The 15,372-nt window shown below is 56.3% G+C and carries 16 protein-coding genes and 3 pseudogenes; 12 read left to right on the forward strand and 7 right to left on the reverse strand.

Annotated features, from left to right (window positions below):
• Positions 1-397: 397 nt before the first annotated feature.
• The 8 genes from RHM58_RS00400 to RHM58_RS00435 all read left to right on the forward strand — a co-directional run bounded on the left by RHM58_RS00400 (position 398) and on the right by RHM58_RS00435 (position 6,776).
• Positions 398-664, forward strand: a complete 267-nt coding sequence (locus RHM58_RS00400; RefSeq protein WP_201256357.1) for a DUF2790 domain-containing protein — start codon at positions 398-400, stop codon at positions 662-664.
• A gap of 186 nt (positions 665-850) precedes the next feature.
• Positions 851-1,126: a hypothetical protein gene (locus tag RHM58_RS00405; RefSeq protein ID WP_322269379.1), complete on the forward strand. Its 276-nt coding sequence runs from the start codon at positions 851-853 to the stop codon at positions 1,124-1,126.
• A 631-nt stretch (positions 1,127-1,757) separates the two neighbouring features.
• A complete protein-coding gene (locus RHM58_RS00410) occupies positions 1,758-3,008 on the forward strand; it encodes a ribonucleotide-diphosphate reductase subunit beta (protein ID WP_092279009.1) in 1,251 nt (416 codons plus the stop codon).
• A 489-nt stretch (positions 3,009-3,497) separates the two neighbouring features.
• Positions 3,498-3,779: a DUF2188 domain-containing protein gene (locus RHM58_RS00415; protein ID WP_322269380.1), complete on the forward strand. Its 282-nt coding sequence runs from the start codon at positions 3,498-3,500 to the stop codon at positions 3,777-3,779.
• A gap of 315 nt (positions 3,780-4,094) precedes the next feature.
• The gene (locus RHM58_RS00420) at positions 4,095-4,628 is read left to right on the forward strand and encodes a Bro-N domain-containing protein (RefSeq protein ID WP_322269382.1); all 534 of its coding nucleotides are present in this window, start codon (positions 4,095-4,097) and stop codon (positions 4,626-4,628) included.
• 120 nt (positions 4,629-4,748) lie between these two features.
• Positions 4,749-5,135: a hypothetical protein gene (locus RHM58_RS00425; RefSeq protein ID WP_322269383.1), complete on the forward strand. Its 387-nt coding sequence runs from the start codon at positions 4,749-4,751 to the stop codon at positions 5,133-5,135.
• 86 nt (positions 5,136-5,221) lie between these two features.
• Positions 5,222-5,470: an HNH endonuclease gene (locus RHM58_RS00430; RefSeq protein ID WP_322269384.1), complete on the forward strand. Its 249-nt coding sequence runs from the start codon at positions 5,222-5,224 to the stop codon at positions 5,468-5,470.
• 328 nt (positions 5,471-5,798) lie between these two features.
• Entirely contained in the window at positions 5,799-6,776 is a 978-nt protein-coding gene (locus RHM58_RS00435; RefSeq protein ID WP_322269385.1) for a hypothetical protein, read from the forward strand.
• Between the two features lie 3 nt (positions 6,777-6,779).
• Here RHM58_RS00435 and RHM58_RS00440 read toward each other — a convergent pair.
• The 4 genes and pseudogenes from RHM58_RS00440 to RHM58_RS00455 all read right to left on the reverse strand — a co-directional run.
• Positions 6,780-7,064 (reverse strand): annotated as a pseudogene (locus RHM58_RS00440) (hypothetical protein); the annotation flags it as partial.
• A gap of 150 nt (positions 7,065-7,214) precedes the next feature.
• Positions 7,215-7,454: a hypothetical protein gene (locus tag RHM58_RS00445; RefSeq protein WP_322269386.1), complete on the reverse strand. Its 240-nt coding sequence runs from the start codon at positions 7,452-7,454 to the stop codon at positions 7,215-7,217.
• A 32-nt stretch (positions 7,455-7,486) separates the two neighbouring features.
• Positions 7,487-8,014, reverse strand: a complete 528-nt coding sequence (locus tag RHM58_RS00450) for a PhzF family phenazine biosynthesis protein (protein WP_322269387.1) — start codon at positions 8,012-8,014, stop codon at positions 7,487-7,489.
• Positions 8,015-8,132: 118 nt separating this feature from the next.
• On the reverse strand, positions 8,133-9,056 hold the full coding sequence (locus RHM58_RS00455; protein ID WP_322269388.1) for a LysR family transcriptional regulator: 924 nt from the start codon (positions 9,054-9,056) through the stop codon (positions 8,133-8,135).
• Between the two features lie 110 nt (positions 9,057-9,166).
• Here RHM58_RS00455 and RHM58_RS00460 point away from each other — a divergent pair, with 110 nt between their 5' ends.
• The 4 genes and pseudogenes from RHM58_RS00460 to RHM58_RS33835 form a co-directional block, all read left to right on the forward strand.
• On the forward strand, positions 9,167-10,252 hold the full coding sequence (locus RHM58_RS00460; protein WP_322269389.1) for a TauD/TfdA family dioxygenase: 1,086 nt from the start codon (positions 9,167-9,169) through the stop codon (positions 10,250-10,252).
• A gap of 5 nt (positions 10,253-10,257) precedes the next feature.
• Entirely contained in the window at positions 10,258-11,022 is a 765-nt protein-coding gene (locus RHM58_RS00465; protein ID WP_201193904.1) for a sulfite exporter TauE/SafE family protein, read from the forward strand.
• 150 nt (positions 11,023-11,172) lie between these two features.
• Positions 11,173-11,510: pseudogene (locus RHM58_RS00470) on the forward strand (YbaK/EbsC family protein).
• Between the two features lie 205 nt (positions 11,511-11,715).
• Positions 11,716-11,907, forward strand: a pseudogene (locus tag RHM58_RS33835) (hypothetical protein); the annotation flags it as partial.
• Between the two features lie 56 nt (positions 11,908-11,963).
• Here RHM58_RS33835 and RHM58_RS00475 read toward each other — a convergent pair.
• From RHM58_RS00475 to RHM58_RS00485, 3 genes are all read right to left on the reverse strand, one after another.
• Complete coding sequence (locus RHM58_RS00475; protein ID WP_322269390.1) at positions 11,964-13,160, reverse strand: hypothetical protein; 1,197 nt, start codon at positions 13,158-13,160, stop codon at positions 11,964-11,966.
• 44 nt (positions 13,161-13,204) lie between these two features.
• Entirely contained in the window at positions 13,205-14,365 is a 1,161-nt protein-coding gene (locus RHM58_RS00480) for a hypothetical protein (protein ID WP_322269391.1), read from the reverse strand.
• A gap of 112 nt (positions 14,366-14,477) precedes the next feature.
• Positions 14,478-15,287 carry a sulfite exporter TauE/SafE family protein gene (locus RHM58_RS00485; RefSeq protein ID WP_322269392.1) on the reverse strand — a complete coding sequence of 270 codons (810 nt, stop codon included), beginning with the start codon at positions 15,285-15,287 and terminating at the stop codon, positions 14,478-14,480.
• Positions 15,288-15,372 lie beyond the last annotated feature (85 nt).

Here is a 15,372-nt window from a genome sequence, read left to right on the forward strand (position 1 = left end):
ATAGTTGTTTTTGTATGACCCTGTTGTAGCCGGGCCGGGCCTATAGAACCATTCGACGATGGTAGTAACAAGCCCCTACAAAATGCTGTGAATATCCCGTTAAACCGCTCGAAGCCACGCAACCCGGGCCTCCACATCCCCCGTAGGGGCTGGCGAAACCTGCGATCTTTTGATCTTGAGGGCGATTGTTACGAGAATCGCGAAAGGTGTTTATCAAAAGCATGGGTATATGAATGTAAACCCGACGCCTAAAATCAGCCTCGCCAACAAGGCAAACCTGATTAACCAAGTTGCAGCCCCCACGAAGGCAGTTAATCAAAAACCAAGTACTGAAGTTCCACACGCAATCCCAAAAGGATTGCGTGACCCCTCTCGACTTTAGAAAGGTAAATTTGAAATGAAAGCTTTATTAGTTCTGGCCCTCAGCAGTCTGTGCGCAACCGCCATGGCAGACGAGATCCCGACTGATGTCGCACAGCAAAAACCCGTGGTAGTTGAGGAATACACTTACTCCACCCACCTGGACATCGCCAACATCGTGTCCATGAGCGAAGTCCCGAACGTGTGTGAAGTTGTTCCGATGAAAATGGAATACGACGACTCCAAAGGCCAACGCCACATCCTGCGTTACAGCGTTATGGGTAACGGCTGCTCTAACGGCTAATCACCCGCACTCCCCTAACGGTTCGACCCATTTGCCCGCTGCTTAAGGCAGATGAAGCGCCGAACCGTATACATCGATAGATACGATTGTTTAGTGCAATTATCTGCTATTTTTAATCAAATTTACTGGCGCAGTATGAATTCCACACCCAAGGCACAAAACGCCAACGAACCTGGAGCCACTACCATGAAAACCCAACTGATCCTCGCCCTGACCCTCTCCGTACTGGCCGGCAGCGCTTTTGCCGCCGACGGTTATGACCGCACTGGCTCGGCTGCTTTTACCAGCGATGCGGCTGTCGCTTCCGATGGCTACGACCATACCGGTTCGGCGTCTTTCGCCTCCGATGGTGCTGATCACACTGGTGCTGCGAAACTGGCTTCTGACGGTGCCGACCACACTGGCGCGGCCAAGCTTGCCGCTGATGGTGCAAATCGCGTCGGCGCTGCCCGTTTCAGCTGATGGCTGAACGCGACATTAGGGCCCGACTTCGGTCGGGCTTAGTTGTGTCTGGAGTGGTTGAAAATCGACCAAAACCACAACATGTAGTGATTTTGGCTGTTTTTTGAGCAAAACCGCATCAAAACATTTTCAGCTGAAAACTGCACACAATCGCGTCCACAAAACCCTCTGCATCGCCCTGTAAGCCGTGCCCTGTCTGGCTTGCGGCACATCAACAGACCGCAACGACACCCACACCCCGACTCCACCGTCAAAAACCAGCCAAAAAAAGCGAAAAAAAACTTCATCCGCCAAAGCCCTGTAAACCCTCGCTCCAACCTCAAAACGCGCCCCGCCGACCGTTCCCAGTGCCACTTGGTCGCACCACGAAGGCAATTTTTTCCCTATAATGCGGGCTTAAACGGGCCTGCAATATTCCCTTACAGGGGATGAACAGTCAGTCCGAAGCCCAAGCAGACGCCGTTCACGTTTCTGCGCACCTCGGCTGCTTCGGATCCTCCGTACAAAATTCTGTTTGATGCCTGCGTATAGCTGCTGCAAAAAACGATTCCTTTAGATCCAACGCGGTCAGTACGACCGTGTGAAAAACCATCACACGGGCAACTGGCCCTCACGCAGGAGACGACACGTCATGCTGAGCTGGGACGAATTCGACAAAGAAGACACGGGCGAAGTAGCCGTAAAAGGCGCCAACGCCGGCCACGCGACCGAAGCCAACATGGACCGCCTCGACACCGCCGGTGGCGTCGCCGCCCAAGAAGCGCGTGCCGTGACCGCGTCCGACTCCGCCGCCATCGCCCGTGCCAAGGCTGCCCTGGACAACCTCGACGTTGCCGAAGGCCTGGCCGAACTCGAAGGCGCCTCCGCCCGTGTCGCCGTCGACGAAAAGCGCATGATCAACTGCCGCGCCGACCTCAACCAACTCGTGCCATTCAAGTACGACTGGGCCTGGCAGAAGTATCTGGACGGTTGCGCAAACCACTGGATGCCGCAAGAAGTCAACATGACCGCCGACATCGCCCTCTGGAAAGACCCGGAAGGCCTGACCGACGACGAACGCCGCATCGTCATGCGCAACCTCGGCTTCTTCTCCACCGCCGACTCCCTGGTTGCCAACAACCTGGTCCTGGCCGTGTACCGCCTGATCACCAACCCGGAATGCCGCCAGTACATCCTGCGCCAGGCTTTCGAGGAAGCGATCCACACCCACGCCTACCAGTACTGCATCGAATCGTTGGCCATGGATGAAGGCGAGATCTTCAACATGTACCACGAGATCCCATCGGTCGCGAAAAAAGCCACCTGGGGCCTCAAATACACCCGTTCGATCTCCGATCCGAAGTTCGAAACCGGCACCGTCGAAACCGACAAAGAACTGCTGCGCAACCTGATCGCCTACTACTGCGTCCTGGAAGGCATCTTCTTCTACTGCGGCTTCACCCAAATCCTCTCCATGGGCCGCCGCAACAAAATGACCGGCGTCGCCGAGCAGTTCCAATACATCCTGCGCGACGAATCCATGCACCTGAACTTCGGCATCGACGTGATCAACCAGATCAAAATCGAAAACCCGCATTTGTGGGATGCTGAGATGAAGGAAGAAGCCTCGCAGATGATTCTGCAGGGGACTCAGCTAGAGATCGAATACGCTCGCGACACCATGCCTCGCGGGGTGTTGGGGATGAATGCGGCGATGATGGAGGACTACCTCAAGTTTATTGCTAACCGTCGTCTTTCGCAGATCGGTCTTAAAGAAGAGTATCCGGGGACTACGAACCCGTTCCCTTGGATGAGCGAGATTATGGACTTGAAGAAAGAGAAGAATTTCTTTGAGACTCGCGTAATCGAGTACCAAACAGGTGGTGCGCTTAGCTGGGATTGATTCCGAGTGCACTGCCTAAAGTAACGATGTGGTTTTTTGGCCCATCGTACTTTTTTGAATGAGAAATAAGTCAGAGCGGAGCCGCAGTCATTGAGATTAGCGGCTCCTACTCAATGTTTCTGCGCACGACTGTTAACCACTGAGCATCTAGCAGTAGCTAAGAATAGAGCCTTGACGTCTGCTATCGAGAGATTGCGAAAAAGATGAGGGGGCAAAAACAAGAAACCCACAGCAACCGTTCGAGCGGATGCTGCGGGCCTTGACCGTACAGGTGAACAAAGCCCACTCGTACGGGCCGTAATCGGGGAAACCCACAATCACGAAAGCATTTGGGAATGCGGGGCGTGATTATGGACGACCTTTGAGCGGTGTCAACGGCTGATCGTCGGAGATCGGATTTCGCACGAAATTTGGTTTCCAAAGTAAATCGGCAAGCTAGGCAAATTATTTGCTAACGCTCAGACATAAACTTGAAGAGAGAACCACATCATGTCTAAGAAAAATCAACACGTCGTTCCCCATGGCAACGACTGGGCAGTTAAAGGTGCAGGCAACTCGAAGGCAACAAAAGTTGTCGGCACCCAGGCAGAAGCTATTGAGCTCGCGCGCGAAATTGCAATAAATCAGGGAAGCGAAATGCTTATCCACGGACAGAACGGACAAATTCGCGAACGCAATACCTACGGAGACGATCCGTTCCCCCTAAAGGCTAACTATGTAGGCTCAAGAAGGAGCCCCGATCTGATCGGGGCTTTTTTTGGGGTCGGATGAATATGCTTTGCTCATCCCTACGCCACGACGCTAAAACTCCTACAACATTTACAGCCGCTTCCGCGTTGCTGCCCAATCAAAGCATCTCTAAGCTCCATCGCAGGTGCCTAAGAAACGCCCAACGTAGAAGCTGCTCACTCACACAGAATCGTGCTCGTCTCGGAGACAGACGTGCGACTTTTTGTTTGAGAGCGAGTGCTTGTTGGGATTTTCTTGAATCCTCTACGTCGGGTATTGGCCCTCTCCAAAACTACGTAGAGGTAATGGAAATGCCCATAACGATTTCACTCCGTCCCTCCGTCTCGGAGATCGGTCATGCTTGATCCATTCATCCCAACAGTATTCGCCCGCCACAACCTCCCCCTCCACGCCCTCCTACTGGAAAACCAGCCATGGTTCTGCGCCCGCGATCTGGGTCGCTTGATGGGCTTTCATCTGAGTGATCGTGTAGTGAGTAAACTGGATGAAGATCAACGGCATACGTTGCTGATCGACTACCACGGCCAACCAGAGAAACGGTTGATGCTCAGCGAGTCAGGCGTGTACGCGCTCCTGGTCTATCACTACGCGCCAGGAAATCGATTGTTGCGTGAATGGCTGACCCATCAAGTGGTGCCAGCCTTACGCGATGCGGGGCAGTCGAAGAATTCTGATCGGCCGATGTTGAGTTTGCTGGATTGGCCGGAGATGTCATTGAGTCTGTTGCATTGGCAGGATGAAGGCTGGATTCGGCTGCGTGACATGCCTTATTTATTGCTCAATCGCACGCGGCGGCGGGTGCCGGTGGTTAAGCCTTGGTGGCGGAGGGTTTGGGAGGTGTTTCAGTCGTCTAAGCAGTCGGTGGGTTAGTGCGGCAGTGTCTTTGTAGGATAGCTTGAACGACGCGTCGGTCTTTTCTGTAGGAATTTTCGTAGACAGTCGTAATGGCCACTCAGTATCGTCCGAGGGTTTTCAACCCTCGGCGATTGTATGGACACTGAAAAGAAGCAATCTAGATGGACTGACGAGGAGCTAGCAGCTTCGGTCGATACCTATCTAAAAATTCTTGCGCACGAAGAGGCCGGTCAGGCCGTCGACAAACCGCATGAACAGCGAATGCTGCAAGAAGGGGTATTAATCAATCGCAGCACCAAAGCCGTAGATTTCCGCTTACAGAACCTTTCGTTCCTGTTTGTAGAGTTAGGCCTCAAGCCTAATAGTTACCCCTTAATGGCAAATATCGGGTCAGGGGTAGCAGCGCGTGTAGAAATAATCCTTGCCTCAAGAGGCGTGATCGACCTTGACGACTATTTACCAACTGCGGACGAAGAGACGCTTAACCGTCGAACTGAAAAGCTTCGAGGAAAAAACTCCTAGGCGAACCGGAAGGTATAGAGAAGCCCAAAAAGGTAACGGTCACCACCACCTCGTACGCTCGTTCCCCTCGGATCAAAGCCTGGATTTTGGATAACGCAAAAGGGATTTGCGAAGGTTGCAATCAGCCAGGTCCTTTCGAACAGGCTGATGGCACTCGCTTTCTTGAGGTCCACCATGTAAAGCATTTAGCTGACCGCGGATCGGATCGTCGGAGTAACGCGGTCGCCCTTTGTCCTAACTGTCATAAGCGTTGCCATCATGCCAACGACAAAGACGAATTCACCGAGTCGCTTTATCAGAAGATAGAACGGTTGAAGCGTGAGAAGCTGGACTGAACAACATCTGTGGCGAGGGAGCTTGCTCCCGTTCGGCTGCGAAGCAGTCGCCATGCAAACAACTCGATCTGTCTGATGCAACGCGTTTGCCGGGTTTGGGGCTGCTGCGCAGCCCAGCGGGAGCAAGCTCCCTCGCCACAGTAAGGTGTGTTGCTGCGGAGTCGGCGCGGGGTAGATTGATCGCGTTGATGCGGGGATTCGCGAGCAGGCTCGCTCCCACAGGTTTGGTGGGTTGCCGCAGGTTTTGCGGTGTTTTGAAAACAGTCAGTGCAACCCGCCGCGCCTCCCGCTATTAATACCCTTCCCCACTCAAGGACCCGAGCCCACCATGAAATTCGACCTCGCCTACTGCCTCAGCCTCGACGACAAGTTGTCGATCTACGACGTGCGGGATTTGAATTTTGACGAGACGATGGAGTTCGATTCCGCCAAGGAACACTTCCAATGTCCCAATGACGCCTGCCGGGCGGCCTTCGATGCGGCAAATGTGCTGACGACGTTCAACGCCAAGAATGTGAATTACGTTCGCACCCCGCACTTCAAGAACACGCCCAGCACGCGGCATGTGGCGGATTGTCCTTATGTCAGTCTCAAGGCCCAGATTACGGGTGTGGACGGTGCGGACACGGATGACAGTCGCGAGGAGCATTTTCCGTCGGAGTTGTTGCTGACTCGGCGTGAGTATGTGCGTAAGCCGTCGACCCCGGCGGTGGCGGCGGATGTGCTGCGGGATGCGCCGAAAAACACGTCGGCGGACAGTCATGCAGAGCATCCGAGCCGGGAGTCGGCGCCGGACAAGACCAGTGTCTTCGCCCATCCGGTGGAGTGTTTTGTGTCGAACTTCGAGGATAAGGAGTTGCTCAAGCGCATGCCGCTGAAGATTGGCGAGCATACGGCGCCTTATGGGTCGTTCTTCAAGAAGGTTGAGTATCTACAGGACAACAAGGGGCTGATTTACTGGGGCAAGATCAAGGAGATCAAGGATTACACCCAGAGCTTTCGCATCGATTTTGAACAGAAGGTCTGGTTCAAAGCGCCGGACGAGGCGAAGAAGAAGCCTTATTCGGTGAATGTTTACTTGAGCAAGAAGCTGATCGACAACTACCGCAAGCGCAAGGCGTTTCTGGAAGAGATCAAGCATGCCATCGAGAGCGGGAAGGAGTTGTTCTGTTTCTTCTATGGCGTGACGCCGGAGTTGAAGCAGGTGCCAAGCAAGAAAAACCCCGAGCAAACGTTCGGGGTGTTCAGTGCGAGTATTGAGAACCTGGATCACTTTATTGTTCGGGAAGCACCGGGGTTGGAGTAACGATTAACCCTTGGGTAGTTCCAGTTTTACCGCGCCGGGGTGCTGTTTGATCAGCGAGTACGGCAGCACTGACCAGTCCGGCGAGTCGCATCCCCGTTGGTAACGGGCGAAGTAGGCGCCCAGGTACGAGCCCTTCGCGGTGAAGTGCCAGTTGGAGTAACCCCAGACACTTTCGTCGGTGTAGTCGCAGGTGTCTTCATCGCCTTCAGCCGGTTTTTTCATTTCATCTGGATAGAGCGCGGTGAATTGCTTGATCAGCCAAGGCACCATCACGTCGCGCTGATGGCTGGCGCGGGTAGCGCATTCTGACCGGAGAAAATCATCCGGCACGGTGAGCAGGCTGATACTCGAGATGTTCCTCTACATCCGTCCACCATGTCCCGCCGCGACCCGAGTATGCAGACCGGCGTTTGTTCACCACGCAGGCGAACGCTGTTGTCATGCTTCGAAAACCAGGCCCCCAACACTGATCAATCCATCACAATCAGACGCGCTGATTTGACACCGATTGCCCAGCATGACGCCTTGGGACAGGATGATGTTTCTTGCCAAAAATAAACTGAGCGCGCCAGCCGCCACCCCCGTTGCAGCATCCTCCATGTTCTCATCCAGATGATTGAAATTTCGTCCCTCGTACTTATTCAGTTCGTGGTGCGCGTAGGCATAAACGCCGCTCACGGCTGACACCTTCCCCCATTCAACAATCCCATTCAGTGGGGGCGCAACGCGTACAACGCCTCTGGACTGACCATTTCAACCAATAACTTCGGACTACCAATTGACGCTATTGCAGCGGGGGGCTTGATCGCCGATTCAGTACAGCCGAGCAGTTTTGCAACGGCCCCCATAGAGGGTACAGGCATTTTCACTTGATCAGGTTCGACGCTGATGTGCAGCTCATTTCCTGAGTGCGTAAAGGTCAATAACTGTTTATTCATGGATGTCAGCACCGACCCGGAATATTCAGCGACATTATGGGTGTGCAAGTAATACGCGGCCGCCAGTGATGCGTGCAGACAGAGCGGACTTCTGGCATGCGGATAATAAAAATCGAGAACGCACGGCCCGACGCCATCCTCCATTATGTTGATAAACACGCAAGCCTTAGCCTTCTGCGCGGCTGCAAAACTTTGACGCTCAGCTATCGACCGTCCGGAGGAAACCCCTTCAAAAATGACCAAAGCTTCATTTCCGCTATTCGGGTCTGCTCCAAAACATCTAAATCGCTTCGAGTGCATTTTGTAGATTCACAAGTGGTTTGGTCATGCGTATTCAGTGTAAGGGGTGCGCCCAATACGCGGACACCATCGCCCTTAATGCTGGAGCTCTGAAGGTGAGTTGGCCGCACGCTTGCGTTTAAGGTCCATGCTTGCGCTCAAGACTGGCACCAAACCCGCGAATCACCTCCAGCAGTGCCTTCACCCGCAGTGGCAGGTTCCCGGCCGGGTACACCGCGTGCATCTGCGGGCTGTCACCGTTGCTGGAGGTGAGCCGGTACTCGGGGCAGACCCGGCGCAGGCGCCCCGCTTGCACTTCGGGCTCCGCCAGCCAGTCCGCCAGGCGGGCGATTCCGATGCCCGCCAGGGCGGCCTGCAACACCGCCACGCCCGAGCTGAAACGAAACCGTGGATGGACCCGAACGCTGGTGGCCTGCTGCTCACTGCGGAAATTCCATTCCTTGAGGATGCGCGGCGCCGTGTGCAGGATCAGCGCGTGGGTCTCCAGCGCTTCAATGGCCTCAGGCGTCCCGCGCCGCTGCAGGTAGCCGGGACTGGCGTACAGATGACGCGAGTAACTCCAGAGTGGATAGCCGATCAGGTCACTGGATTGCGCAAACGCGCCGCGAATCGAGAAGTCCAGCTTGCTCTTGACCGGGTCGAGGGTCCCATCGGTGAAGATCACGTCGACGTTCACATCCGGATAATCCTCGGCGTACTGCGCGATCAATTGCGGCAAAACGCCGTGGCCGAGGGACTCGGGGGCGGAAAAACGCACCCAGCCGCTCGCCATGCCGCTCAGACCGGCCAGGTCTTCATCCGCCTCACGTTGCAATTCCAGCATTTTGCAGGCGTGGGGCAGCAAGCGTTCACCCGCCTCAGTCAAGCTTACGACGCTGGAGGAGCGATTAAACAACTTGACCCCGGCACTGTCCTCCAGGCCTTGAACGGCGCGGGTCAACGCACTGGGGGAGCGGCCCAGCGTGCGTGCCGCCGCGACAAAGCTGCGCTTGCGCGCGACGGTCGCGAAGGCTTCAAGCGTCCATAACTGATCCAGAGCCATTGATCACCTCATTGCATTTATCGCAACGTGGCATTGCAACACAAAAAAGGCCCTTCCGTTAACCTTCGCGCTCAACTTACAGGGATGTAGGCAAACAGGAGCAAATGGACATGGCAAAGATGGAAAAAATGGTCGGGACATCAACGACCTCTGGGGGTGAACACATTCGTGACTGGCAGCGCAGTCACTCAGCGAGCTCAACCCGACAGGCGATACCGACAATTCATGTTTCGTTCGAAGAACGGCACGCGTTACACGCCGGCCTGGCCTCCCTGGACGTGACCGACAGCCTCTCGGGTATCCGTCACATGCCGGCTTTGGGGCAGCTGCTTGAGAGCGTCCTGTGCGGTGAAAAAATCGATCGCTTGCGCAACTTCCCCAAGGCTCCCGAGGCGGCAATGATCGTCAGGGGGTTGCCCCTGGACTCGCACCTGCCCGCCACCCCCTACGACATGGCGCCGGGTATCGAGCAACTGCGGGTAGTGGCCGGCGCGATCCTGGCGGTGCTGCAGACCCTGCAAACCCATCCGGTGGCCTACGAGGGTGAAAACGACGACACGGTGTTCCGCCACGTGTCGCCCAAGCGCCAGCGTGAAACCGAAGAGAGCTCCTATGGATCGCGCATGGACCTGTGCATGCACGTCGACAACCCGCACCTGCCCTTGACCTGCGAACCGGTCTCAGCGTTGTCGGCCTGTCCGGAGTACCTGTGCCTGACCGGCCTGCGCTGCGAGCTGGATGTGCCGACCCGCATCGTTGCCATTAGCGAGGTGCTGGCCATGTTGCCCGACTGGGTTGAAACAGCCTTGTCACAACCGCAGTTCGCCATTCGCCGACCGGTGTCCTTCGGCAAGCCGGGCAATGTGCTGGAACACGTCCCCCTGCTGTACAAAAGCGCAACCGGCGAGCTGTTTTGCCGTTACAACAAAGCCAGTGTCACCGCCACCTGCGCCATCGCGAAGTTGGCCCTGCAGCTGTTTGAAGCCGCCGCCAATCACCCCGACGTCGTACGCTCCGTCCTGCTGCAACCAGGGGACATGCTGATCTTCAAGAACCAGCAAACCCTGCATGCCAGGGAAGGTTTTACCCCGCGCTACGACGGGCGCGACCGCTGGCTGCTGCGGGTTTTCGGGGTCAATGACCCGGCCCGCGTGCTGGCGATGAACCCCCAACAACCCTTCATCGCCAGAGCCTGATATTAATGGTCGATATTGTCCTTCTTTGTGTGTTCGCCTTCGCCGCCGGCCTGATCGATGCGGCGGTGGGCGGCGGCGGCCTGATCCAGATACCCGCATTGTTCAACGTGCTGCCCGCCGCACCACCGGCGGCGCTGCTGGGGACCAACAAAGTCGCGGCCGCGTTCGGCACCGCGTTCGCAGCTCGGTCCTTCGTGCGCAAGGTGGTGATCGACTGGGGCTTGGTGATTCCAGCCGCCTGCGCCGCCTTTGTCATGGCCTTCTTCGGCGCAGCCACGGTATCGTTCGTGCCCCAGTCAGTGATGCGCCCGGCGGTGCTGGTATTGATCGTGCTGATGGCGATATACACCTTCTGCAAAAAGGACTTCGGCGCCCTGCACGCCCCCACTTTCATCGGTATCCGGCAGAAGTGGCTGGCGGTCGTCATCGGCGGCGCCATCGGTTTCTACGACGGGCTGTTCGGCCCTGGCACCGGTACCTTCCTGATCTTCCTGTTTATCCGCTGCTTCGCCTTCGACTTCCTGCACGCCTCGGCGTCAGCCAAGCTGGTGAACATCGCGACCAATGTGGCGGCGCTGATATTCTTCATCCCGACAGGTAACGTGCTGTACCTGATCGCCCTCCCCATGGCGGTCTTCAACATCCTGGGCGCGCTGACCGGCACCTGGCTGGCGGTGCGTAAAGGCGTGCCCTTTGTCCGGGCGCTGTTTCTGGTATTGCTGGTGATCCTGATCAGCAAACTGTCCTACGACCTGTTACTGAAAACCTGAGGAAAGCCCATGCAGCCCATGTTTGATCGCCTGGTCGCGCTACTCGATGCCCACGCCGCCTCCTATCGGGTGTTGATGCACGATGCCGAGGGCCAGTCGGCGCGGGTCGCCGAACTCCGTGGCACCGAACCCGGCCAAGGCGCAAAAGCCATGCTCTGCGCGTTAAAGGGTCAGGCCGAACCCTATGCCTTGGTGATACTGCCAGGGGACCAGAGGCTCGACATGAAGAAAGTCGGAGCGGCCCTGGGAGGAAAAAAGCCGAGCTGGTGAACGCGCAAACGGCCATGCAACTGACCGGCTGCAGGATCGGCGCCATCCCTCCGTTTACCTTCGATGAGCGGATTCAATTGATCGTCGACCCGTCCCTGACCACGGGCTACGGCGAAATCGCCTTCAACGCCGGTCGGCTGGATGCATCAATGGTGCTCGATACGCAGGATTACCTGTCGATTGCCAAGCCACGGTTGCTGGATATCCGCCAGGGTTGAGCAGCGATGGGCAGGACTGGATTGCGCTGATGGGTGCCAGTGCGAGCTGGCTCCGGGCGGCGTTGCGACGAAAACCTGAGAACGCCACGAGGTGTCAGGTTTTATGCATTATCGTTAGCAACCATCGCGAGCAAGCTCGCGCTTGCAAGGACCCGAACCCACCATGAAATTCGACCTCGCCTACTGACTCAGCCTCGACGACAAGTTGTCGATCTATGACGTGCGGGATTTGAATTTCGACGAGACGATGGAGTTCGATTCCGCCAAAGAACACTTCCAATGCCCCAACGATGCCTGTCGTTTGGCCTTCGATGCAGCGAATGTGCTGACAACGTTCAACGCCAAGAATGTGAATTACGTTCGCACCCCGAACAGACGTTCGGGGTGTTCAGTGCGAGTATCGAGAACCTGGATCACTTTATTGTTCGGGAAGCACCGGGGTTGGAGGAGCTATTAACTCTTGGGTAGTTCCAGCTTCACTGCGCCTGGGTGCTGTTTGATCAGTGAGTACGGCAGCACTGGCCAATCCGGCGCGTCGCACGAACGTTGCACTCGGGCAAAGTACGCGCCGAGGTAAAGTCCTTTCGGGGTGAAGCGCCAGGACGAGTAACCCCAGACGCTTTCGTCGGTAAAGTCGCAGCCGTCTTCGTCGCCCTCAGCCGGTTTTTTCATGTCGTCGGGGTACAGCGCGGTAAGTTGTTTGATCAGCCACGGCACGAACACTTCGCGTTGGTAGCGCGAGCGTGCTTCGTCTTCTTCCTTGGTCAGAGGCGTATCGCCGGCGTTGTCACGGTCGGCGTGCAGCAGTGGTTTGCCCTCGCCCACCCACAGCACGTCTTCCAGGGACAAGGTGTGCCCGGTGTGCACGTCGAGGTTGATCGGCGAGTCGCCAAAGTCCGGGTGGGCGCCGCCGCAGTAATAGCTGGTGGAGATGTTCAGGCTGACCACGTCGGGTGACAGCAGCGCCGGTTCGACATGCTGGTCAAACTCAACGTTCTCCCCGCCCTGCAACTGGCAGCCGTGATAGCTGATGACCTCTCGCCACAGGCGCCCCAACAACTGCTGGTTTACTCGAGCCTGATCAGCCTTCGGGTAACCTGACTCGACGCTGAACATCGAAATTTTCGACTCGGGCTCGGTCCACCATTGCAAGTTGTAGCCCATCAGCGATTCTTTTTTGCCGGGCTTGAGCTTCAGCCCTTGCACACGCAAATACTCGTACGGATCGCTTTTCGGCAGCGCGGCGATGAAGGGCAAGGCGTCCGCCGCTGGCGCTGTAAGTTTGGCCTCGGTCAACTGCACCGGGAGGGTTTTGCCCTTGGGGCTTGTCCATTCACCCTGCCAACCGCTGGCGGTTTGTTTCAGCGTCAGGGTTGGCAGAGGCTTGTCATCGCCGTAGCGGTTATTGCCCTCGTTGAGCGTCAGGGTCTGGTCTTGCAACGCCCCACTCAGCGCCAGATCGCGATGGAATTTCTCATAGAAGTAGCGGCCGGTCACTTCGCTCGCATCGCGGGTGTTCAGCTCCACGACAATCGGCATCTTGCCCAAGGTGCCGGTGAAAACCTGCCCACCGAATTCGGCATGGGCGGTTGAGGCCAGCGTAAGAAACAAAGCGGCGCAGAGTACGAGGCGCAACAGACCTTTAAACATCAAATCATCCTTGGATATGAGAGCGGGAAATGGCGGCGCGCAGTTTAAGGTAATTGCAGCGCTACGCCGCCGGGGTGTTGTTTGATGAGGTTGTAGGGCAAAACATTCCACTCCACATATGCACACGGCGCTTCCGCATGAGAGAAGTAGGGCCCGAGCTTGATTCCCTTCTCAGTGAAATACCAAGTCGGGAACGGCCAACGGTCTTCTTCGCCGTAAGCACAGTTCTCGTCACTGCCAGGTATCTGATCGGGATGAAGCTTATGCAACTGTCCAACTAGCCAAGGTGCAAATTCTTTGGTGCGGTACTCGGAATAAGCTTCGCGGGTGTCCGGGGACTGTTCGTCATTCAGCTCTTCGTAGTGCAGCGGTTTACCCTGCCCGACCCAGAGGACGTCATCTAACGTCAGGAACTTACCGGTTTGGGCATCCAGGTTGATGGGAGACTCAGTGTAATCCGGGTGCGGGCCGCCACAGCGGGCTTCGGTTTCGACGTTCGCGCTGATTAGCGATGGGGTAATCAGCAACGGTGTGATCGTTTGGATAGAGGAGGTATCGCTACCGCCAGCGAGGCATCCGTAATACGCCACCACTTCCCGCCACATACGTTCCATCAACCGCTGATTAATGCGATCCCGCGCTTCAGGGGTGTAGCCCGAAATAACTTCAAACATCGTCAACTTTGTTTGCGGCTCGCTCCACCACTGCAACGAATAACCATTGAAGGTCTCTGTCTTGCCTTGTTTGAGTTTCAGACCTTGAAGTCGCAGATATTCGTAGGGCTCAGTGTCATGGAGCTTGGCGAGGTAGGGAAGAGTATCGGCCGGGATGGCTGGCGGTTTGGCTTCAACCAGTTCTATCTTCAGCGTTTTGCCTTGCCCGTTGCTCCAATCTCCGAATAAACGATGGGGCTCGATGTTTAGATGAATTTTAGGCCGAGGCGCTGTTTCGTCGTAAAGCTCACCTTCATCTAGCACCAGTGTCTCTCCATCCTTGATACCGCTGAGGACCAAGTCTTTGCGGTATTTCTGATAGAAGTAGCGGCCGCTTATGTGTTCAGCAGAAGACGTTTCCAATTCCATAAGGATTGGCATCTTGCCCAGCGTGCCGGTGAAGAGGCGTCGCCCGTCTTCGGCGTGCGCGATGGAACACAGCATGACTAACAGCGAGGCAATTGGCGCCAGGCGTAACAATCCTTTGAGCATCGATCAATCCCTGAATAAGTCGGAGCAGCACCGCATTGAACATCCGCGGCGCACTTAAAGCGACGCGGATTATGGCGGGGTTGTGCAGGGGAATCGAGCCTCATTACATGCTTTAGCTCAGCATCATGCTGACCATCACAAATACCAGCAAACCGACATAAACCCACGCATGAACGCGATCCGGTATCCGCCCAATCCAGGGCGTTGCCAGGCGAATACCAACGATCGATCCAATCGCCAATATCACAAACGCCAGCACATCCACATACCCAATAAACCACGGCCCCAGATCAAACTCGGTAAAGTGCGCCATCGCCATGTAGGTCAGCGTTCCAGCCAGCGCCACCGGCAAACTCAACGGATTGGCCATGGACGTAGCTTGCGACATGCTCAGCCCACAGCGCCTCAGTAACGGCACCGTCATGACACTTCCACCAACTCCGAGAAAGGTTGCGACTGCGCCGATTCCTACACCAGACACCCGCGCTTTCCCCAATCGCCGTGGGATGGCGCTATCGGCCTGCGTGAGAAAACCACGCCTGAACAAGCAGTCCAGAATCGTGATGCCGAGATAGACGATGAACGCATACCGAATCACCTCGCCATCAGCCCACATGGCGGCAACAGCACCGATGATTGCACCCAGCCCGATGTACCCGCCCAACGGCCACAGATAATGGCGAATGAGGTTACCGGCTCGGTGATGTTTGGCCGTGGCGATCAGGGCATTAACGATCATCACGCAGGTCGAAGTGGCAACGGCGATGTGCATCGCCGATTGGCCGATGGGGTCGTCGGCGCCGTGGCTGGCCATGAGCATGCGATACAACAACGGCACCACGACGAAGCCGCCGCCGAAGCCGAACAGCACAGCGGTGACGCCGGTCATGCAACCGAAGAGTGTCAGTAAGAGATAGAACATCACGCGTCGTCCGTTAGCAGAGAGTTGTCAACGATAGGGCGATGCGGCTTGGCCTGCTTCAGCAAGTCAGCCAATAATGTTCGTG

This window comes from Pseudomonas sp. 10S4, assembly GCF_034344865.1.
GTDB lineage: Bacteria > Pseudomonadota > Gammaproteobacteria > Pseudomonadales > Pseudomonadaceae > Aquipseudomonas.

Bases quoted from the DNA above. Each gene is read 5' to 3' on its own strand.
- RHM58_RS00400 (WP_201256357.1), top strand. From the start codon at position 398: ATGAAAGCTTTATTAGTTCTGGCCCTCAGCAGTCTGTGCGCAACCGCC.
- RHM58_RS00405 (WP_322269379.1), top strand. From the start codon at position 851: ATGAAAACCCAACTGATCCTCGCCCTGACCCTCTCCGTACTGGCCGGC.
- RHM58_RS00410 (WP_092279009.1), top strand. From the start codon at position 1,758: ATGCTGAGCTGGGACGAATTCGACAAAGAAGACACGGGCGAAGTAGCC.
- RHM58_RS00415 (WP_322269380.1), top strand. From the start codon at position 3,498: ATGTCTAAGAAAAATCAACACGTCGTTCCCCATGGCAACGACTGGGCA.
- RHM58_RS00420 (WP_322269382.1), top strand. From the start codon at position 4,095: ATGCTTGATCCATTCATCCCAACAGTATTCGCCCGCCACAACCTCCCC.
- RHM58_RS00425 (WP_322269383.1), top strand. From the start codon at position 4,749: ATGGACACTGAAAAGAAGCAATCTAGATGGACTGACGAGGAGCTAGCA.
- RHM58_RS00435 (WP_322269385.1), top strand. From the start codon at position 5,799: ATGAAATTCGACCTCGCCTACTGCCTCAGCCTCGACGACAAGTTGTCG.
- RHM58_RS00450 (WP_322269387.1), bottom strand. From the start codon at position 8,014: ATGCACTCGAAGCGATTTAGATGTTTTGGAGCAGACCCGAATAGCGGA.
- RHM58_RS00455 (WP_322269388.1), bottom strand. From the start codon at position 9,056: ATGGCTCTGGATCAGTTATGGACGCTTGAAGCCTTCGCGACCGTCGCG.
- RHM58_RS00460 (WP_322269389.1), top strand. From the start codon at position 9,167: ATGGCAAAGATGGAAAAAATGGTCGGGACATCAACGACCTCTGGGGGT.
- RHM58_RS00465 (WP_201193904.1), top strand. From the start codon at position 10,258: ATGGTCGATATTGTCCTTCTTTGTGTGTTCGCCTTCGCCGCCGGCCTG.
- RHM58_RS00475 (WP_322269390.1), bottom strand. From the start codon at position 13,160: ATGTTTAAAGGTCTGTTGCGCCTCGTACTCTGCGCCGCTTTGTTTCTT.
- RHM58_RS00480 (WP_322269391.1), bottom strand. From the start codon at position 14,365: ATGCTCAAAGGATTGTTACGCCTGGCGCCAATTGCCTCGCTGTTAGTC.
- RHM58_RS00485 (WP_322269392.1), bottom strand. From the start codon at position 15,287: ATGTTCTATCTCTTACTGACACTCTTCGGTTGCATGACCGGCGTCACC.